Consider the following 19,413-nt stretch of genomic DNA (forward strand, 5'->3'; position numbering starts at 1 on the left):
TGAATCCCGGGCCCTACCTCGCCATCAGCCAACGCGGCAGCCCGGTGGCGATGTCCGGCATGAGCATGACCATGAACAGCATCAGCAGGCCGAACAGCACGTAGGGCACGGCCGCGGCGAAGATCTCCGTGGTGCGGATGTGGGCCGGGGCCACGCTGCGCATGGTGAAGAGCAGCATGCCGAACGGCGGGGTCAGCAGGCCCAGCTGCATGCATATCAGGTACATGACGCCGAACCACAGCGGATCCCATCCGAAGTGCGCCACCAGCGGCATGAAGAACGGCAGGGTCATCAGCATCATGCTTATCTGGTCGACGAAGCACCCCAGCACCAGGAGTATGCCCATCATGACGGCCAGCACGAGCCAGCTCGACAGCCCCGAGCCCTGGACCAGGCCGACCAGGCCGTTGGTCGCGCCCGAGAACGCCAGAATCTGCGAGAAAGTCGTGGCGCCGATGATGATGAAGAGGATCATGCCGCTGATGGCGGCCGTTCCGGTCAGCGCCTTGACCAGCATGCGCCACGACAGGCTGCGGTACAGCGCGCACACGAGCACGGTGCACAACGCCCCCAGCGCGGCGGATTCCGTTGGCGTTGCCCACCCGGCGGTCATCGAGGCGACGACCACCGCGAAGATGGAAACCAGCGGCGTCACGTGCACGACCAGGGGACGCCACCGCTCCCAACCCGCTACCTCTTCCCGGACGAAGCTGGGCGCGAGCTCGGGATTCATCTTTGCACGCACGACGATGTACAGCACGAAGATCGCCGACAGCAGCAGGCCCGGCAGGACACCCGCCAGCAACAGTCCCGAGATCGAGATATTGGCCAGGCTACCCAACAGCACGGTCAGCGCCGATGGCGGTATCAGCATGTCCACCGCGCCGATGGCCATGATGGGCCCCATGGCCATGCGCGGATGGTAGCCGCGCCGAAGCATCTCCGGCAACAGCAGGCTGCCGAGCAGCGCGGTCGTGGCCACCGTCGCCCCGGATATGGCGGAGAACACCGTACCGGCCACGACCGCCACGATCGACAGCCGCGCCGGAACGCGGCGCACCGCCCGGTCGAACGCGTCGATGGCCTTCATGGCCAGGCCGGTATGGAACAGCACCTCGCCCATCAGCAGGAAAAAGGGAATGGGCGTGAGCGAAAAGCTGGTGACCGACGCCACGCCGTTGCGCACCACCATCATCAGCCCAGGCGTGCCGCCGAGGTAGACCAGCGCGCCGACCAGGTTGATCGCAAGGAAGGCAAACCCGGCCGGCACCCCGACCAGCAGCAACACGGACAGCAGCCCGAACAGCAGCGTAAGACTTTCCCACCAGCTCATAGCAGGTTCTCCGGCTTGAGCAGCGAATCGCGATTCTCGGCGTCCGTCCGCTCTCCGACCACGGCCTGCCTGCCGCACTCGATGGCCAGCAGCGCGAAACAGGCGGGGAAGGGAATGTAGATGAACCATTCGGGAAAGACGATGCTCTTCATGACGACCGCTTCGGCCTCGTAGGCATCGAGCATCACCGCGACCGAGTAGCAGGCGATCACGACGCTGACGACGCAGCCGATCGCCGCCGCGATCCGGAAGATCGTGAATCTGATCCCCTCGGACAGCGTATTGAGCACATCCAGACGGATGTGCTGGCGGTTGTACATGAGCCATGGCGCGGCAATGCACGTGGCCACCGGCAGCAGATGCTCGGTAACGTCCATGGCCCCCGCGAACGACGGCAGCCCCAGATTGCGGGCGACGACGTCGTAGCTGACCAGGATGACCATGGCACCCACCAGCAATCCGGCGAGCAGGCCGAACGCATTCAAGATCCACACATAGATTTTCACGACAGCCCCTTGCCTCAGGGCGCCATCATCTGGCGCAGCTTGGCTCCGTGCCTGGGACTGGCGCTCAAGACCATCGCCCAGCCTGCTTCCTGCGACTTGGCCAGGAAAGCCGCCGAGTCCGCGTCGGACAGCCTGATGGGCTGTATGCCGGCCTCGGACTGCCTCTTGATATCGGCAGCCGCGTCGCGCAGCGATGCGTCCAGGGACATCTTCTCCAGCCAAGCCACCTGCTTTTGCAGGAAATCACGCTGCTCCGGGGTCAGGCTGTCCCACCGCCGGGCGCTGAACTGGATGCCCAGCTCGAGCGTGTAGAAACCCGGTTCCAATCGATACTTCGTCCGCTCCTGCCAGCCCAGGTCGAAGATGCCGATCGCGGGCCAGCCGTAGCCGTCCACCACCCCGCGCTCCAGGCCGGTGTAGACCTCGCCCGGCGCCATCTGGACGACCCCTGCTCCCAGCTTGACGAAGAAGTCCCGGAAGATGGGGGTGATGCGGATCTTCAGGCCGGATAGATCGGGCTTGTCTATCTTCTTGTTCAGATAGATGTGATAGGGAATGCGATCGCCGGCCGGTGCGCGCGAAGTAGTACAGCCCTTTCTGCCGCATGATCGAGTTGAGATAGTCGAGGCTGCCGTTCTTGCGGATTTCCGAGAAAGGCAGGGTCGCGTAGTTCAGCGCCAATCCCTCCGGAACGATGCTTGCCGTGAACGTGGCCGTGGTGTTGGCCAGATCGATCACCCCGTTGCGCAGCGCGGCCCCCTGCTCCATGGTCGGAATCGCCTTGGGGCCGCCTATGTACTCGATCCGGACGATGCCCTTGCCTTCCTCGTTGACCTTCTTCACGAAGCTCTCGAAGTTCCTGGAGAAGTACGTGCCCTCCTGGAAGGCGCTTACCGCCTTCAGCACGACCTCCGCCGCATGGGCGAACTTGGGTACGGTTGCAACGATCAGGCAGACGGCAAAGGGCAGTGCTCGCATCGCTTTCATGATTGCTCCAGGTCGAAACAAAAGGTGCGACTTAGAAGCCGGCAACCACCGGCTCATTTATATTTCGGTGAATTTTCACGATATTATTATTTATCAATGGCCAGCCAAGTCAATAAATCTGGCCATTATTCTGGTGAAAACACCTAGAAACCTGTGAATAATCAATCAAAATTACGTGATTATTCACGTAATTATTGAAATCACGGAGCAACGCCGGACGCGCGAACGCGAGCGCATTCCCTGGATGGGAAAGACGGTATGGGGGGGAGGGATTGGTGGGCGGTACTGGGTTCGAACCAGTGACCCCTGCCGTGTGAAGGCAGTGCTCTACCACTGAGCTAACCGCCCGAAGAGAACCTTCGGTTTGACTGCCGCATCCGCGACAGCCCATAACTATAGCATATCTTTTTTATGCAGTGGGAAGCGGTTCCCACTTCCTCCACAGGGTCTGCCCCTTGGATTCCTTGTCCAGGCCCGCCAGATAGGCCTGGTGGGCGGCCAGGTCGGCTTCGTCCACCGGCACCACCTGCAGGACCGAGGTATCGAAGGCGCCGAAGCTGGTCGTGGCCTGCCCGCCGGTATCGCCCAGGTCGATCACCAGGCTGTCCTGGCCGCGCGTCATGGCCAGCCAGACCTCGGCCAGCAGTTCCGAGTCCAGCAAGGCGCCGTGCAGCACCCGGTGGGCGTTGGAAATGCCGTAGCGGTCGCACAGGGAGTCGAGCGAATTGCGCTTGCCGGGATGCAGTTCGCGCGCATGCATCAGGGAGTCGACGACGCCCAGGCATTTGTCGCGGAAGCTGCCGCGCTGCAGCCGCGCCAGTTCGGCGTTCAGGAAGCGGATGTCGAATTCGGCGTTATGGATGATGACGTGGCCGTCCTGGATGAAGTCCAGGAATTCGTCGACCTTGTCCTCGAACCGGGGTTTGTCGGACAGGAACTCGGTGGTCAGCCCGTGCACTTCCAGGGCGCCCGGGTCGCTGTCGCGGTCGGGATTCAGGTAGGTGTGGAAGTGGCGCTGCGTGACCCGGCGGTTGACGATCTCCACGCAGCCGATTTCGATGACGCGGTGCCCTTGGAGCGGATCGAGGCCGGTGGTTTCAGTATCCAGGACGACATAACGCATGCGGGGGCACCAGAGAGAAAATTGCGGAGGCCCCCAAGTTTAGGATATTTGGCCGAGCGAGTCGTCGGTAACCGCTTGCGGCCGGCGGGGCCCCACCCCCTCAGGGGCTGACGTAGCCGGTTTCGGCTGCGCCGAAACTTCCCGCGCCAGGCAGGCAAAACGGGGCGGGCGTGAACTCGCGCGGGGACAGTCCCCCGGACTGTCCCTACTGCCGCGCTCACACATGCACGCCCTTGCTTCCCCGTTTTGCCCGCCTGGCGCGGCGGCTCCGAACAGCCCCTGAGGGGGTGGGGCCCCGCCGGCCGCAAGCGGTTACCGACGACTCTTGCTTCCCTAACCCACCGATTCCGGGGCCGGCGCAACCGGGGCGCCGTGGGGATCGGGTTCCAGCGGGTGTTCGCCCACCGGCAGCGGGCGCTTGCGCTTGCCGGCCACCAGCGCGTACACGCAGGGCACGACGAACAGGGTCAGGAGCGTGCCCAGGCTCATGCCGCCCACGATCACCCAGCCGATCTGCACGCGGGACTCGGCGCCCGCGCCCGTGGCCACCGCCAGCGGGACGGCGCCCAGCACCATCGCGCCGGTCGTCATCAGGATGGGGCGCAGCCGCAGCACGCTGGCCTCGGACACCGCCTCGATCAGCTCCTTGCCCTGGTCGCGCAGCTGGTTGGCGAATTCGACGATCAGGATCCCGTGCTTGGTGATCAGGCCCACCAGCGTGATCAGGCCGATCTGGCTGTAGATGGACAGGGTTCCGCCCGAGAACCACAGTGCCAGCAGCGCGCCCGTCATCGACAGCGGCACCGACAGCATGATGATGAACGGATTGCGCCAGCTCTCGAACTGCGCCGCCAGCACCAGGTAGATGAACGCCACCGCCATCGCGAACACGAGGTAGATGCTGCCCGACGAATCGCGGAACTCGCGCGACTGGCCGTTCAGGTCGGTCTGCGCGGTGGCGGGCAGCACGCGCGCGGCGATGCCGTTCATCACGTCCAGCGCCTCGCCCAGCGCGTAGCCGGGCGCGAGCGACGCCGAGATCGTGACGGCGCGCATGCGGTTGAAGTGGTTCAGGGTCTGTGGCGACACGCCCTCGCGGACCGACAGCAGGTTGGCAAGCTGCACCATCTCGCCACTACGGGGCCGCACGTAGATGTCGGAGATGTCGGCCGGATTGGAGCGGTCGCGCGGGATCACCTGCACCAGCACGTCGTATTGTTCGCCGTTGTCCTTGAAGCGCGTCACCTGCCGGCCGCCCAGCATGGATTCGAGCGTGCGGCCGACGCGGTCCACGTCGACGCCGATGTCGGCCAGCTTGTCGCGATTGACCTGCACCCGCAGCTCGGGCGTGTTCAGGCGCAGGTCGGTCTGCACGTTCTGCACGCCGGCGTACTTCGACAGCTCGGCCAGGAAAGCGTCGGTCATCGTGGCCAGTTCGGGATAGGACACCTGGCTCATGATGACGAATTCGATGGGCGAGGAACGCGGCGACTGGCCCAGCGACGGGGGATTGGTGGGGAAGGCCTGCACGCCGGGCAGCGCGGCGAACTTCGGCTGGAGCGAGCGGGCGACCTCCTGCTGGCTGCGGGTGCGCTCCTCCCAGGGTTTGAGCCGCAGCACGGCGTTGCCCTCGGTCACCACCGGGAAGCCGGCCACCGCCTGGTAGGCGGCCATCTCCGGGATGTCCTTGTAGATTTCTTCCATGCGCTCGAGGTAGCTGGTGGTGTAGCCGACCGTGGCGCCCTGCGGCGCGACGATCCGGCCATAGATGACCCCGCGATCCTCGACCGGAGACAGCTCGCTCTTGATGATCTTGAACAGGGGCACGCTGCAGGCGCCCACGGCCAGGCCCAGCGCGACCACCCATCCGCGATGGGACAGCGCGAAGGACAGCGCGCGGCGATAGCCGCGCGTGAGCGCGTTCAAGCCGCTCTCGATGAAGTTGTACAGCCAGCCGTGCGATTCCTGGTGGCGCAGCATGAGCGAGCACATCATGGGCGTGAGCGTCAGCGCGACGAAGCCGGACACCAGAACGGCGCCCGCCAGGGCCAGCGCGAACTCGATGAACAGGCGGCCCGTGCGCCCGGTGGCGAAGGCCAGCGGCGCGTACACGGTGACCAGCGTCAGCGTCATGGCGATGACGGCGAAGCCGATTTCGCGCGAGCCCAGCAGCGCGGCCTGCATGCGCGACTTGCCTTCCTCGATGTGGCGGAAGATGTTCTCGAGCACGACGATGGCGTCGTCCACCACCAGGCCGATGGCCAGCACCATGGCCAGCAGCGTGAGCGTGTTGATGGAGAAGCCGAACGCATACATGAGCGTGCAGGCGCCGATCAGGGACACGGGAATGGTGACGATGGGGATCAGGCTGGCGCGCAGGTTGCGCAGGAACAGGAAGATCACCAGCACCACCAGCACGATGGCCTCGCCGATGGTGTGGAACACCGACTCGATGGACTTCTCGATGAAGACCGAGGTGTCGTACGCCATGTTCAGCTTCATGCCGCTGGGCAGCGTGGCGTTCATTTCCTCGATCTCGGCCCGCACCGCCTTGGACAGGTCCAGCGGGTTGGCCGTGGACTGCTTGACCACGCCGATGTTCAGCGCCGGCTTGCCGTTGAAGCGCGAGGTGACGCGCTCGTCCACCGGCCCCAGGCCGACCGAGGCGACGTCGCCGACCCGCACGCTGTAGCCGCCGACGTTGGCGATGATGACGTTCTCGAACTGCTCCCTGGTGCGCAGGTTGGTGGCGGCGACGATGGAGAACTCGCGCGCCATGGACTCGATCCGTCCCGAGGGGATCTCGACGTTCTGCTTGCGCAGCGCGTCCTCGACGTCCTGGACGGTCAGGCGGTAGGCGGCCAGTTTCCCGCGATCGACGTTGATGCGCATGGCCGGCAGGCGTTCGCCGAACACCCGCACCTCGGCCGCGCCCGGCAGCACGGACAGCCGGGGCTTGATGAAGCGGTTGATGTAGTCCGAGGTTTCCATCGCCGACAGCGACCCAGATTCCACGGCCAGGTACATGACCGGCTGGGAGTCGGCCTCGACCTTGGCGATGATGGGCTCGTCGATCTCGTCGGGCAGGCGGCCGCGCACGCGCGCGACCTTGTCCCGCACGTCGGCCGCCGCCGCGTCGGGAGATATCGACAGGCGGAAGCGGACGTTGATGTTGCTGCGCTCGGACCGGCTGGTGGAGGTCATGACCTCCACGCCCTCGATGCCCGACAGGGAATCCTCCAGCGGCTTGGTGATCTGGGACTCGATCACCTCGGCCGACGCGCCCTTGTAGACGGTGCTGACGGACACGACCGGCTCGTCGATCTGCGGATATTCGCGCACGGTCAGGCGGGAATACGAGATCAGGCCCACCAGCAGGACCAGCAGCGACAGCACCGTCGCGAACACGGGCCGCTTGATGCAGACTTCGGACAGGACCATGTGCCGGGCCTCAGAGCGCGGACGCCGTGGCGCCGGCGAGCTTCACCGGCACGCCGTCGCGCAGCTTCTGCGCGCCGGCCACCACGATCACGTCGTCCTCGGCCAGGCCGGAGACGATCTCGACCATGGCTTCGCGCCGCTGGCCGACCTCGACCTGCACCCGCTCGGCACGCCCGTTCTGCACGCGGTAGACGAACTGGTCGTCGCCCACCGGAACCAGCGCCGCCTCGGGTACCGCCAGCGCCTGGGCAGGCGTATCCAGCAGCAGCTTCACGCGCGCGAACATGCCGGGACGCAACTGGCCGCCGGGGTTCTTGACCTGGGCGCGCATGACGATGGAACGGCCGCCCGTGTCGATGAGCGGGCTGATGGCGTAGACGGTGCCGCCGAAGGACTTGTCCGGCATGGCGTCGAGCGATATCTGCAGGGTCTGGCCGGTACGGATCTGCGACAGGTAGATTTCCGGGATGCGGAAATCCACCTTGAGCGGATCGATGGCCTCGAGCGCCACCAGGTCCTGGCCGGCGCCGATGTAGTCGCCCACCGAGACGTTGCGCAGCCCGATCACGCCGCCGAACGGGGCGCGGATGTCGTTCTTGTCGAGCCGGACCTGGGCCAGCACCATGGCGGCCTGCTGCACCTTCATGGCGTTGTCGGCCTCGTCCTTGGCCTGCTTGCTGATGAAGCCCTTCTGCTGCAGCTCGATGGAGCGGTCGTAGTTGCTCTTGGCCAGCGTGAAGTTGGCGCGGGCCTGCTCGAACTCGGCGCGCGGCACGGAGTCGTCCAGGCGGATCAGCACCTGGCCCTTCTCGACCCGCTGGCCCTCGGTGAAGCGGATCTCGCTGATGCGGCCCGCCACTTCGGGACGCAAGGTCACGGACTCGTTGGACCGCAGGCTGCCGACGGCGGTGATGCCGCGCTCGAACGGCTTGCGCGAGACCTTCTGGGCTTCGACCAGGATGGCTTGCGGCCCCTTGGCCTTGGCTTCGTCGGGCGCCGCCGCGCCCGCGGGGGCGCCGGCATGGAACAGGCGCGGGGAGAAATAGCCGACTCCCGCCCCGACGGCGAGGGCAACCACCACGGCGGGAACTAAGGAACTCTTCTGCATACTGGCGAGCGGCAAACGCAACAAGGTGTATCGCTCACTGTAGCATCGGACCATGACGATTGCGCGGGATCCTGCGCATTTCCAGCCCCGCGAAAACCCTCGCTTTCCTTCGCTACTCGACCTTGCCTATCCGGCGGACGGCCTCGGCCAGCACCTGGGCGTCGGCCTGCCAGTAGGCGGCGAATTCCGGCGCGTCCATGTACATGACCGGGCTGCCCGCGCCCTGGATGGTCTTCAATACCTTGGGATCGGCAGCCGCGGCCTTGGCGGCGGCGCGCAGGCGATCGACCACCGGCGCCGGCGTGCCGGCCGGGGCGAACACGCCGGACCACTGGGCGAACTGTACCGGGTGCCCCATTTCCGTCAGGCTGGGCACGTCGGGCAGGGACTCCAGGCGCCCGGTGCCCCAATGCGCCAGCGCCCGGACCTTGCCGCCCTTGATGTGCTGGAGCACCGAGGCCGGCCCCGTCGACAGGGCCTGGACCTGGCCGGCAAGCAGCGCCACGATGGCCGGCCCGGCGCCGGTATAGGGCACGTGCAGCAGGCGCAGGTTCGACTCGTTGCGCAGCATTTCCATCGGCACGTGCATGGTGCCGTAATTGCCCGAGGAGCCGTAGGCCACGTCGCGGTCGCCCTTCTTCTGCGCCGCGATGAACTCCTGCGCCGTCTTCCACGGACTGTCGGACCGCACCACCAGCACGGTCGGGTCGGCGGTGAAGCGCGCGATGGGGGTGAACTGGGACAACTGGTACATCGGCTCCCTGCCGAGCAGCTTGTCGGCCTCGGGCAGGATGGAGATGGACGACAGCGCCATCATGATGGTGTAGCCATCGGCCGCCGATTTGGCGACATGCCCCATGCCGACGCCGCCGCCGGCCCCTCCCCGGTTCTCGACCACCACGGCCTGGCCCAGGAAGCGGCTCATGGACTCGGCCACCGGCCGGGCAACGGTATCGGCCACGCCCCCCGGCGGGAAAGGCACGATCATGGTGATGGGCCGGGTCGGCCAGGATTCCTGCGCGGCGGCCGGCGCGCCGCCCAGGGCGGCGCAGCAGGCCGCCCAGACCAGCAAGGTGCGTTTCATGTCGTCTCCTCGTTTCCCTTCGGGTTGCGCCCGCCCCCGTGTATCCGGGGATGCCGGGCGGCGCGCGGCCTGCGCCCCGCGCCTTCAATCGACGGCGTTCTCCAGCACGCCTATGCCTTGCACTTCGATGCGGATCACGTCGCCGCGCTTGACGAAGCGGGGCGGATTGAAGCCTATGCCCACGCCCGCCGGCGTCCCGGTGGCGATCACGTCCCCGGGTTCCAGCGTGATGCCGGCCGAGATGGTCGCGATCAACGTCGGGATGTCGAAGATCAACTGCCGGGTATTGGCATTCTGGCGCAGCTCGCCGTTGACCCAGCAGCGGATGTCGAGATTGGCGGCATCCAGTTCGTCGGCGGTGACCAGCGCCGGCCCCATGGGGCAGAAACCGTCCAGCGACTTGCCCAGGAACCACTGGCGATGCAGCTTCTGCAGGTCGCGCGCTGTGAAGTCGTTGACGATGGTGTAGCCGAATACATGCTCGAGCGCGCGCTCGCGCGGGATGTTCCGGCCCGGCTTGCCGATGACCACGGCCAGTTCGGCCTCGTAGTCGAGCTGGGAAGTGACGCCCTCGTGCGAGGGAATGGCCGCGCCCGGCCCGATCACGGTGTTGTACGCCTTGGTGAACACCACGGGGGCTTCGGGCGCGTGCTCGCCCTCTTTCGCGCTGGAGTCGAAGCCCGATTTGCTGAATTCCGCGGCGTGTTCGAAATAATTCTTGCCCACGCAGAAGATGTTGCGCCGGGGGCGATCGATGGGCGCCAGCAATCGCGCGCCGGCCAACGGCCGGCCGGTGCCGCGCGGGACGAGGCTGGAACGGAACTTCCCAAAATCCTGCACCAGTTGGATCATGTCGCCGGAGAACCCGGGGACCAGGTCGGCCAACGGCCAATAGTGCCGCATGTCGGCATCGACGAGAACGATGGCGGGTTTGCCGTCGGCAATCAGGTGAGCGAATTTCATGGTGCTTGCACAGGTCCAATTGGTAAATTCATATACCAATATAAAACCAAAATGGATCTCCATCAAGCATATGGCGCTTCGATATTTGACCAATTGGTACCATTGGATTAAGGTAGCGGCAGAACGAGGGACAGCCACCATGGACGAATCCGCAGCGCACAGCCCCATTTCGCGCGCCCCTGGAGCCAAGGAGCTCATGCATCACCTGCTGGGGGAAATATCGAGCGGCCGACTGCACGTCGGCGTCAAGCTGCCGCCAGAGCGGGAACTGAGCCAGCGCTTCGCGATTTCGCGCGGATCGGTACGCCGGGTGCTGGCCGACCTGCGCACCCGCGGCCTGATCGTCCAGTCGGTGGGCAGCGGCACCTTCGTCGCCGAGGGCGCGCAGGCGCTGGCCGGCGGCCCGGCGCCCGCGCCCGAGGTCAGCACCAGTCCGGCGGAACTCATGGAAGCACGGCTGCTGATCGAACCCCTGATGCCGGCCCTGATCGCGCGCAACGCCAATGCCGCCGACTTCGCCCGCATGCAGCAATGCGTGGAGGAATCCGAGCTCGCCGCCAGCATCGAGGCTTTCGAGCACTGGGACGGCGAACTCCACAAGTCATTCGCCGAAGCCACCCACAACTCGTTCTTCCTCCAGATCCTGGAGCTGACCAACCGCGTCCGCGAGCAAGGCGAGTGGGGCCGCCTCAAGCGCCGCTCGCTCACGCCGGAGCGGCGGGCGCAGTACCAGCGGCAGCACCGCGCCATCGTCGAGGCATTGAAGGACCGCGACGCCGCCCAGGCGCGGGATCTCCTGCTGGGCCACCTGCAGCAGATCCGGCAGAACCTGTTCGACGCCTGACGCCCGCGGGCGGCTTATCGCGAAGGTTCGCGCCCGGTCCGCAGCGGATGGACCTCCCGGGCCGTGGCCACCGCGGCCCGGCGCGGCGCCTTCTGCTTTTTCCAGGCGGGGCCGATCAGCCGCATGCCCACCGTGCGCTTGACCGCGGACACCACGTACAGCCCGCCGCATACCGGCCACCAGCGCTCGCCAGCGCTTTCCATGAAGGCGTAGCGGCGCAGCCATTTCTCGGTGCGGCAGGCCGGCGCATAGATGCCGAAGCGGCCGCCCTCGACCTCGAACGACAGCAGCTTGAGCCAGTCCTTGAGCCGCGCGGGGGACAGGGGCTGGATGCCCGGCGGCAGGAAGGACCGGCGGCGGCCCAGCAGGCGGCCGGCGCCCCACAGGCTCCAGGGATTGAAGCCGGTGATCACCAGCCGCCCTTCGGGAATCAGCACCCGCTCGGCCTCGCGCAGGACCTGGTGGGGATCGTCCGAGCATTCCAGGGTGTGGGGCAGGACCAGCAGGTCCAGGCTCTGCGAATCGAACGGCAGCGCCTCCAGGTCGGCCACCACGAACACGTTCCAGCGCGCCCGCTGCGGCTCGGACGGCATCGCGCCGGCGACATAGCCCTTGAAGGGCATGCGGTTGGCGCGCAGCGCGTCCAGTTCGGCCAGGCCGGCCTGCATGGCGTGGAAGCCGAATACGTCGGAGACCGCCTCGTCCAGCCGCGCCTGCTCCCAGGCGAGCGCGTGGCGGCCGGGATCGGACGCCAGCCACGCGGCAAGCTCTACAATCGGAGAATCCTGGACGTCAGACGGCAGCATCGGAATGAAAGACTCGAAAGGAAGCAAGCGATCGGCCGGCCCGCAAGATACCGGTCCGACGGCCGGCATAACCGGCATTCCCGCCTTCAATGACAACTACCTGTGGTTGATCCGGCAGGGCACGCTGGCAGCCGTGGTGGACCCCGGCGACGCCGCGCCGGTCCTGGCCTCGCTGCAGCAGCAGCGTCTCCAGCTTCGTGCCATTCTACTGACTCACCACCACAAGGACCATGTCGGCGGCGTCCTGGAGCTGGTCGAACGCACCGGCGCCACGGTGTTCGGCCCCGCGGGCGAGAAACTGCCCCATTGCGACCGCCGCCTCGCCCAGGGCGACCGGGTCACCCTGCCCGAGCTGGACCTGGACCTGGAAGTGCTGGACGTGCCGGGGCATACCGCCGGCCACATCGCGTACGCCGGCCGCGCGGCGGGCGTCGAACCGCTGGTGTTCTGCGGCGACACGCTGTTCGCCTCGGGCTGCGGCCGCCTGTTCGAGGGCACGCCGCAGCAGATGAAGGCCTCGCTGGACAAGCTGGCCGCCCTGCCGGCCAAGACGCGCGTGTATTGCGCGCACGAATACACCTTGTCCAACCTGGCCTGGGCCGCCGCGGTCGAACCCGACAACGCCGCGCTCCAGGTGTGGCACCAGCAGGCGCGCCACCTGCGCGAACAATCCCAGCCCACCGTGCCGACCACGCTGGACCTGGAGCGCCAGGTCAACCCGTTCCTGCGCACCGCCGTTCCCGAGGTGGCGGCCGCCGCGTCGGCCCACGCCGGCAGGCCACTGGCCGACGCCGTCGAGGTGTTTGCCGCGCTGCGCGAATGGAAGAACGATTTCCGGTAGAGCGGCCGCATCTTGCCTCGATTTCCGTTCAATGCCCGCCAAAAGCTTCGAATTTGTAAAAGCGGGTTGACGGAAACCATTCTCGATTCGTACTATGCCGCGCTAAATGCACCGTGAGCCGCGCCGGTCCCCCGAGCCGGGGCCCCGCCCCTTCCCGGGATCCCCCGTGGCTCCAAATTGAAACTGCCTCGCTGGGCCCCGTCCTCCGGGACGAGGCCCAGCGAGGCATGTGGTCAAGGACACGAAACATGCTATTGCGCCCCCGCGGCGTCTGGAATCTGCGGGCGGGCGTCCGCGATGGTCGTCCAGCCTCCCTGTACAAAATCCTGATCGCCGGGTGCGTGATGGTCCTGGCGGGCTGCGCTTCGATGGAACGCCCCGCGGCAACCGGCCAAGACATGCAAGGTGTGGCGTCCGCCGCCTCCACCGGCACCGACAACCCCGCCGGCTTCTCTTCCTCCCCGCGAATCGCCCAGTCCCCCCGTACCGCCGGCCGACGCATCGACGCCCCGCTGAGCCTGCAAACGCCCGATGATGGCCTGGAGCCGCGCATGGTCGACCTGACCGTGCAGCCGGCGGATATCTGGACCCGCATCCGGCGCGGCTACGCGGTGCCCAACATTGACACGCCGCTGGTCAAGGAGTGGGAGAACTTCTACGCCTCGCGCCCGGACTATATCCAGCGCACGGCCGAACGCGCCGGCAAGTATCTGTACTACATCGTCGAGGAAATCGACCAGCGCGGCATGCCGACCGAACTGGCGCTCCTGCCCTTCGTGGAAAGCTCGTACGACCCATGGGCGCTGTCGCGCTCGCAGGCGTCGGGCCTGTGGCAGTTCATTCCCGCCACCGGCCGCGGCTTCAACCTGAAGCAGGACTGGTGGCGCGACGAACGGCGCGACCCCATCGCCTCGACCCGCGCCGCGCTGGACTACCTGCAATACCTGTTCGACTTCCACGGCGACTGGCACCTGGCGCTGGCCTCCTACAACTGGGGCGAAGGCTCGGTCAAGCGCGCCATCGACAAGAACACGGCCCGCAGCCTGCCGACCGACTACCTGTCGCTCGACATGCCGGACGAGACGCGCAACTACATCCCCAAGCTGCAAGCGATCAAGAACATCATCTCCAACCCGGCCGCCTACAACATCGCGCTGCCGTCGATCGACAACCAGCCCTATTTCGTCACCATCACCAAGAGCCGCAACATCGACGTGAAGCTGGCCGCCCAGCTGGCCGAGATGCCGCTCGAGGAATTCAAGGCGCTCAACCCGTCGTTCAACCGCGGCGTGATCCTGGGCAGCCACGAACCCACATTGTTGCTGCCGGCCGACCGCATCAGCATTTTCGAGGCCAACCTGCGCGCCTACAGCGGCTCGCTGTCGTCGTGGCACACGCATGAGCTGGCCCATGGCGAGACCCTGACCACCGTCGCCCGCAAGTACGGCACCTCGGTGGCGACGCTGCGCAAGGCGAACGGCCTGGGCACCCGCTCGCGCATCGGCTCCGGCGACATCCTCATGGTGCCCACCAGCCGCCAGGCCGAACCCACCCTGGTCGCCAGCGCCGGCATCACCCCCGTGCGCGCCACCGTCCAGAGCAACGGCCGCGCGAAAAAGACCGTCCAGGTCCGCACGTACAAGGTGCGCAAGGGCGACACCCTGAGCTCCATCGCCCGCCAGTACGATGTCTCGGTCGATCACCTGCGCGCCCTGAACCGCATCAAAGGCTCCGCCATCCCTGTCGGCCGCACGCTGAAGATCCAGTAAACTCGCACCTCCCACGCCCCCATCAGCCCCAGGCAGTTGCCCGGGCACCGTGGATCCGGCTCCGCCGGTCCACCAGTGCCGCCCCCTGGGGGCGCGCGCAGCGCGTAGGGGGGTACATTCTTTTTACAGGGACCCTCGACATGGGCTTTCTCGCCGGTAAACGCATCCTGGTCACCGGGGTGCTGTCCAATCGCTCCATCGCCTATGGCATCGCCAAGGCCTGCCGCCGCGAAGGCGCGGAGCTTGCCTTCACCTATGTGGGCGACCGCTTCAAGGATCGCATCACCGAATTCGCCGCCGAATTCGACAGCCAGCTCGTGTTCCCGTGCGACGTGGCCGACGACGCGCAGATCGAGGCCGTGTTCGCCGACCTGGGCAAGACCTGGACCAAGCTCGACGGCCTGGTGCACGCGATCGGCTTCGCGCCGCGCGAAGCCATCGCCGGCGACTTCCTGGACGGCCTGTCGCGCGAAGGCTTCCGCATCGCGCACGACATCTCTGCCTACAGCTTCCCCGCCATGGCCAAGGCCGCCCTGCCCCTGCTGCAAGGGCCGGAAGGCAACGGCACGGGCGCCGTGCTGACGCTCAGCTACCTGGGCGCCGAGCGAGTGGTCGACAACTACAACACCATGGGCGTGGCCAAGGCCGCGCTGGAAGCCGCCACCCGCTACCTGGCGACCTCGCTGGGCCCCAAGGGCATCCGCGCCAACGCCATCTCGGCCGGCCCCATCAAGACACTGGCCGCCGCCGGCATCAAGGATTTCTCGAAGATCCTGAACTTCGTCGAAACCTTCGCGCCGCTGCGCCGCAACGTCACCATCGACGACGTCGGCAATGTCGCCGCCTTCCTGCTGTCTGACCTGGCCGCCGGCGTAACCGGCGAAGTCACCCACGTGGACGCCGGCTTCTCCACGGTCGTCCCCGGTATAGGATAACCCCCCCTACGCGCTGAGGGGAAGCCCACCCCCTACGCCCTTCGGGCGCCCCCTCAAGGGGGCGGCGCTGGCGGACCGGCAAAGCCGGATCCGCGGCGCCCAGGATCAAAGCAAGAACGTGGTGCTCCGCACCGAGAACGACGATACAGACCACGACACGGTGGATCCGGCTCCGCCGGTCCACCGCCGTCGGCCCCCTGGGGGGCGCGCGTTAGCGCGTAGGGGGGGGCACATACCCCCCCCTGTCTATGCCGTGGCGTTGCAGCTTGTCGTAGAAAGTCTTGCGCGGGATGCCCAGGGTTTGCAGGGTGGCCTTGATGTCGCCCTGGTGGCGCGCCAGCGCTTCCCGGATCAGGTCGGCCTCGTAGCGCTCCACGCGCTGCGGCAGGGTCGCTTCGGTCTCGGGCGCCTCGGGCGCCGTCTCCTCCACCCCCAGCACCACGCGTTCGGCGTAGTGCATCAATTCCCTGACATTGCCGGGCCAGGCGTGGGACCGCAGGTGCTGGCGCACAGCCGGCGTGATCGCGGGCGGGTCGAGCTTGAAGCGGGCCGCCGCGCGGGAAACGAAGTACGAAAACAGCAGCGGGATATCGTCGCGGCGTTCGCGCAGGGGCGGGATGCGGACGGTCACCACGTTCAGCCGGTGGAACAGGTCTGCGCGGAACTGGCCGCGCTGCGCCGGGTCGCTCAGGTCGGTCTTGGTGGCCGCCACGACGCGCAGGTCCACCGGACGGACCTCGTTGGTGCCCAGGGGCGAGACCTCGCGCGTCTCCAGCACCCGCAGCAGCTTGATCTGCGCCGCCAGCGGCATGCTTTCGATCTCGTCCAGGAACAGCGTCCCGCCGCTGGAATGTTCGATGCGCCCGACGCGGCGGCGCTGTGCGCCGGTGAACGCGCCGGCCTCGTGGCCGAACAGCTCGCTCTCGATGACCGTATCCGGCAAAGCGCCGCAATTGAGTCCGACGAACGGCTGTCCATGCCGCGCCCCCCAGGCATGCAGGGCCTGGGCCACGACCTCCTTGCCCGCCCCGGTTTCGCCCAGCACCAGGACGTCGACGTCGGCGCTGGCCAGATGGCCCAGCGTCTTGCGCAGGCGCTGCATGACCGGCGTCTCGCCGATCAGCGGCAGGCTTTCGCCGGCGTCGCGGGCCAGCCGCTTCAGCCGCCGGTTGTCCAGCACCAGGCGCCGCTTGTCCAGGGCGTTGCGGGCAGCGGTGGCCAACCGCTCTGCCGGATACGGCTTGGCAAGGAAGTCATAGGCGCCCTCGTGCATGGCGGCCACCGCCATCTCGACATCGCCGTGGCCCGTGATCAGGATGACGGGCAGGTCCGGATCCCGTTCGCGCAGCCGCCGGAACAGTTCCAGCCCGTCGACCACCGGCATGCGCACGTCGGTGACGACCACGCCTTCGAAATCGGCCGGGACCCGCTCCAGCGCCTCGGCGGCCGAGGCGGCGGTCTCGACGCGGAAGCCGGCCAGTTCCAGGGTCTGCTGATTGGACTCCCGCATGGCGGGATCGTCGTCGACGAACAGCACGCGGTCGACGGCGGTGTCGGTGCCCGCGGTCGCGCGGGCGATGGGGAAGGAAGCGTTCACGAAACAGCCTCGGGAAGACGGATGGTGAAGCACGCCCCGCGCCCCGGCCCGGTCTGCACGGACAACGTGCCGCCGAAGTCGGCGACGATGTCGCGGCTGATGACCAGCCCCAGGCCGAGGCCGCGCGGCTTGGTGGTGACGAAGGGCGTGTAGAGGGCCGCCATGACGCTGTCGGGCAGGCCGGGGCCGTTGTCGCCGACCTCGATGGCGACCTGGTCCGCGTCGCGCACGGCGCGTATCCATATCCGGGGGCCGGGCGTCTGCTCGAGCGCCTCGATGGCGTTCTGCAGCAGGTTGACCAGCACCTGCTCCAGGCGCACGCGCTCGGCGCGCACCGCCAGGCCGTCGCCGATGCCGGCGCGTTCCAGCGCGATGCCGTGCCGGCGCATCTGCGCACCGACCAGCGTCAGCGCGCCGTCGACCACGGCGGCCACCGGCACGGGACCGGAGGAAGCGCCGGAGGATTTGCGCGAGAAGGTTCGCAACTCGTCGGTGATGACGCCTATGCGCTGGGTCAGCGCGGCGATCGACGCCATGTTGCCGCGCGCCCGTTCGACGTTGCCGCGGTCCAGGTAGGCCGCCGAGTTGTCGGCATAGCTGCGGATGGCCGCGACCGGCTGGTTGATCTCATGCGCCACGCCGGCGGTGATCTGGCCCAGGAAGGCCAGCTTGTTGGCTTGCACCAGTTCTTCCTGCAATTTGTGCAGCTCGGCTTCGGCACGGCGCCGGTCTTCCATCTCGGCCCGCAGTTGATCGTTGGCGGCGCGCAGCTCGCCCGTGCGCGCCGCCACGCGCGACTCCAGTTCCTGGCGCGCGGCCGCCTGGGCAAGCACGAGATCGTGGGCACGGTGCCGGCGATGCAGCCAGATCCCCGCCACGAACAGGGCGCACAGCACTAGCAGCGCGGCGGCCACGCGGGCCGATGCGGCCGCCCGCGCCATGGCCTCGCGGGTCGCGCCCAACAGGTGGAACTGCCACGGCGTGCCCGGAACGGGCTCCTGGACGTGCACGAACTCCTGGACGGCCTGTCCGGGCAGGCTCGCCACCACCTGCCCCGGGCGGTCCGAGGCCGCCTGCACCGGCAGGGATGCAAGCGGCGCATCGCCGAACTGCAGGCTGGTCCGCAGCGCGTCCCGCTGCGCCGCCGACAGCGTGCCGTAGACCTGGAAGCGCCAGTCGTCCCTGGACGACAGCAGCACGACGCCGTGCTCGTCGGTCACGAACACCGGATCCGGGAAGCGCCGCCAACCGGCCTCGACGCCGTCGAACTCCACTTTCACAACCACCACCCCCAGTGTCCGGCCGTCCTGCTCCAGTTGCCGGCTCAGGTACAGGCCAGGGTGATTGCTGACATTGCCGAGCGCGAAATATTCCGCCTGGCCGGCATGCGCCGCCCCCTGGAAATAGGGCCTGAAGGCATAGTCCGAGCCCACGAAACTGGTGGGCTGGTTCCAGTTGCTGGCCGCCATGCTCACGCCGCGAGGATCGAGCAGGTAGATGACGGCGGCGCCGGTATCCCGGCTCAGCGCCTCGAACTTGAGATTCAGGGCGCCATAGCGCGCCGGGTCGCCGGTGGCGAGCGCTGCCCGGACCTCGGAATCCTGCGCCAGCACGAATGGCAGCGAACGCTGCTTGTCGAGTTCGGCAGTCAGCAGCGCGACCTTCAGCGCCGCCGCGTTGCGGGCCGCCGCCGCGACCTCCGCGTAGGCCTGCTCGCGGCCTATGCCTCCGGCCGCCCACAGCGCGGCCGCCAGCAGCGCGGCGCCGATCAGGACGAAACAGGCCCATGCGCGGCCATGACCGGGAACCCGGAAGGAAGGCGACGCGGAGGGCGCGTCCGGGCGCGGCGCGAAAGACGAGGACATGGCGACGGACGGGAAGGCAATGTGCGGATTTTCGCACACCAAAACCATGAATGGGCGAAAAACCGCACAACCATCCCGGCAATAGGTGTTCAGCGGGAAAAAATATTCTATTGAATCAATGAGTTACGGATGCAAGACCGGCACCATGGGCCAGGCATGCCGATTGCATAACGAGCGTCAACGAAGCTCCAACGAGCTCGGCATCCGTTGA

Annotated in this window: 16 protein-coding genes and 1 tRNA gene; 5 read left to right on the forward strand and 12 right to left on the reverse strand. The window is 67.2% G+C overall.

Annotation, left to right across the window (positions count from 1 at the left end; translation table 11 throughout):
• Window positions 1-13: 13 nt before the first annotated feature.
• The 3 genes from ABD104_RS18460 to dctP are packed head-to-tail and all read right to left on the reverse strand — an operon-like array spanning window position 14 to window position 2,459.
• Entirely contained in the window at window positions 14-1,333 is a 1,320-nt protein-coding gene (locus ABD104_RS18460; protein ID WP_343928003.1) for a TRAP transporter large permease, read from the reverse strand.
• Window positions 1,330-1,839, reverse strand: a complete 510-nt coding sequence (locus ABD104_RS18465) for a TRAP transporter small permease (RefSeq protein WP_343928004.1) — start codon at window positions 1,837-1,839, stop codon at window positions 1,330-1,332. Before ABD104_RS18465 ends, ABD104_RS18460 begins: the two co-directional genes overlap by 4 nt.
• 14 nt (window positions 1,840-1,853) lie before the next feature.
• Window positions 1,854-2,459, reverse strand: a complete 606-nt coding sequence (gene dctP / locus ABD104_RS18470) for a TRAP transporter substrate-binding protein DctP (protein WP_343928021.1) — start codon at window positions 2,457-2,459, stop codon at window positions 1,854-1,856.
• 83 nt (window positions 2,460-2,542) lie between these two features.
• Here dctP and ABD104_RS18475 point away from each other — a divergent pair, with 83 nt between their 5' ends.
• Window positions 2,543-2,983 (forward strand): hypothetical protein, encoded by a 441-nt coding sequence (locus ABD104_RS18475; protein WP_343928005.1) that lies wholly within the window; start codon window positions 2,543-2,545, stop codon window positions 2,981-2,983.
• A gap of 116 nt (window positions 2,984-3,099) precedes the next feature.
• Here ABD104_RS18475 and ABD104_RS18480 read toward each other — a convergent pair.
• The 6 genes from ABD104_RS18480 to ABD104_RS18505 all read right to left on the reverse strand — a co-directional run bounded on the left by ABD104_RS18480 (window position 3,100) and on the right by ABD104_RS18505 (window position 10,545).
• Window positions 3,100-3,174 (reverse strand) — tRNA-Val (locus ABD104_RS18480).
• Window positions 3,175-3,235: 61 nt separating this feature from the next.
• Window positions 3,236-3,949, reverse strand: a complete 714-nt coding sequence (dnaQ, locus tag ABD104_RS18485; protein WP_087837909.1) for a DNA polymerase III subunit epsilon — start codon at window positions 3,947-3,949, stop codon at window positions 3,236-3,238.
• A 333-nt stretch (window positions 3,950-4,282) separates the two neighbouring features.
• Window positions 4,283-7,390: an efflux RND transporter permease subunit gene (locus ABD104_RS18490; RefSeq protein WP_343928006.1), complete on the reverse strand. Its 3,108-nt coding sequence runs from the start codon at window positions 7,388-7,390 to the stop codon at window positions 4,283-4,285.
• 10 nt (window positions 7,391-7,400) lie between these two features.
• Window positions 7,401-8,498, reverse strand: a complete 1,098-nt coding sequence (locus ABD104_RS18495; protein WP_132979832.1) for an efflux RND transporter periplasmic adaptor subunit — start codon at window positions 8,496-8,498, stop codon at window positions 7,401-7,403.
• A gap of 112 nt (window positions 8,499-8,610) precedes the next feature.
• Complete coding sequence (locus tag ABD104_RS18500; RefSeq protein ID WP_343928007.1) at window positions 8,611-9,582, reverse strand: tripartite tricarboxylate transporter substrate binding protein; 972 nt, start codon at window positions 9,580-9,582, stop codon at window positions 8,611-8,613.
• Between the two features lie 84 nt (window positions 9,583-9,666).
• Complete coding sequence (locus ABD104_RS18505; RefSeq protein ID WP_343928008.1) at window positions 9,667-10,545, reverse strand: fumarylacetoacetate hydrolase family protein; 879 nt, start codon at window positions 10,543-10,545, stop codon at window positions 9,667-9,669.
• Window positions 10,546-10,684: 139 nt separating this feature from the next.
• Here ABD104_RS18505 and ABD104_RS18510 point away from each other — a divergent pair, with 139 nt between their 5' ends.
• A complete protein-coding gene (locus ABD104_RS18510) occupies window positions 10,685-11,389 on the forward strand; it encodes a FadR/GntR family transcriptional regulator (protein ID WP_279819868.1) in 705 nt (234 codons plus the stop codon).
• Between the two features lie 14 nt (window positions 11,390-11,403).
• Here ABD104_RS18510 and ABD104_RS18515 read toward each other — a convergent pair whose 3' ends face one another.
• Entirely contained in the window at window positions 11,404-12,195 is a 792-nt protein-coding gene (locus tag ABD104_RS18515; RefSeq protein ID WP_087837915.1) for a class I SAM-dependent methyltransferase, read from the reverse strand.
• 4 nt (window positions 12,196-12,199) lie between these two features.
• On the opposite strand from ABD104_RS18515, the gene gloB reads away from it, so the two are divergent.
• From gloB to fabI, 3 genes are all read left to right on the forward strand, one after another.
• Window positions 12,200-13,036, forward strand: coding sequence for a hydroxyacylglutathione hydrolase (gene gloB, locus ABD104_RS18520; protein WP_087837916.1), 837 nt, complete (start codon window positions 12,200-12,202; stop codon window positions 13,034-13,036).
• Between the two features lie 248 nt (window positions 13,037-13,284).
• Entirely contained in the window at window positions 13,285-14,805 is a 1,521-nt protein-coding gene (locus ABD104_RS18525) for a LysM peptidoglycan-binding domain-containing protein (protein WP_243724525.1), read from the forward strand.
• A 140-nt stretch (window positions 14,806-14,945) separates the two neighbouring features.
• Window positions 14,946-15,740 (forward strand): enoyl-ACP reductase FabI, encoded by a 795-nt coding sequence (gene fabI / locus ABD104_RS18530; protein ID WP_087837917.1) that lies wholly within the window; start codon window positions 14,946-14,948, stop codon window positions 15,738-15,740.
• Window positions 15,741-15,951: 211 nt separating this feature from the next.
• Here fabI and ABD104_RS18535 read toward each other — a convergent pair whose 3' ends face one another.
• Window positions 15,952-17,337 carry a sigma-54-dependent transcriptional regulator gene (locus tag ABD104_RS18535; protein WP_420495740.1) on the reverse strand — a complete coding sequence of 462 codons (1,386 nt, stop codon included), beginning with the start codon at window positions 17,335-17,337 and terminating at the stop codon, window positions 15,952-15,954.
• Window positions 17,334-19,202, reverse strand: coding sequence for a sensor histidine kinase (locus tag ABD104_RS18540; RefSeq protein WP_087837918.1), 1,869 nt, complete (start codon window positions 19,200-19,202; stop codon window positions 17,334-17,336). Before ABD104_RS18540 ends, ABD104_RS18535 begins: the two co-directional genes overlap by 4 nt.
• Between the last annotated feature and the right edge of the window lie 211 nt (window positions 19,203-19,413).

Origin of the sequence: Pigmentiphaga daeguensis, from assembly GCF_039523035.1 — a bacterium.
In the GTDB taxonomy this organism is placed as follows: Bacteria; Pseudomonadota; Gammaproteobacteria; order Burkholderiales; family Burkholderiaceae_B; genus Pigmentiphaga; species Pigmentiphaga daeguensis.

Bases quoted from the DNA above. Each gene is read 5' to 3' on its own strand.
- ABD104_RS18460 (WP_343928003.1), bottom strand. From the start codon at position 1,333: ATGAGCTGGTGGGAAAGTCTTACGCTGCTGTTCGGGCTGCTGTCCGTG.
- dnaQ (WP_087837909.1), bottom strand. From the start codon at position 3,949: ATGCGTTATGTCGTCCTGGATACTGAAACCACCGGCCTCGATCCGCTC.
- ABD104_RS18490 (WP_343928006.1), bottom strand. From the start codon at position 7,390: ATGGTCCTGTCCGAAGTCTGCATCAAGCGGCCCGTGTTCGCGACGGTG.
- ABD104_RS18495 (WP_132979832.1), bottom strand. From the start codon at position 8,498: ATGCAGAAGAGTTCCTTAGTTCCCGCCGTGGTGGTTGCCCTCGCCGTC.
- ABD104_RS18500 (WP_343928007.1), bottom strand. From the start codon at position 9,582: ATGAAACGCACCTTGCTGGTCTGGGCGGCCTGCTGCGCCGCCCTGGGC.
- ABD104_RS18505 (WP_343928008.1), bottom strand. From the start codon at position 10,545: ATGAAATTCGCTCACCTGATTGCCGACGGCAAACCCGCCATCGTTCTC.
- ABD104_RS18510 (WP_279819868.1), top strand. From the start codon at position 10,685: ATGGACGAATCCGCAGCGCACAGCCCCATTTCGCGCGCCCCTGGAGCC.
- ABD104_RS18515 (WP_087837915.1), bottom strand. From the start codon at position 12,195: ATGCTGCCGTCTGACGTCCAGGATTCTCCGATTGTAGAGCTTGCCGCG.
- gloB (WP_087837916.1), top strand. From the start codon at position 12,200: ATGAAAGACTCGAAAGGAAGCAAGCGATCGGCCGGCCCGCAAGATACC.
- ABD104_RS18525 (WP_243724525.1), top strand. From the start codon at position 13,285: ATGCTATTGCGCCCCCGCGGCGTCTGGAATCTGCGGGCGGGCGTCCGC.
- fabI (WP_087837917.1), top strand. From the start codon at position 14,946: ATGGGCTTTCTCGCCGGTAAACGCATCCTGGTCACCGGGGTGCTGTCC.
- ABD104_RS18540 (WP_087837918.1), bottom strand. From the start codon at position 19,202: ATGTCCTCGTCTTTCGCGCCGCGCCCGGACGCGCCCTCCGCGTCGCCT.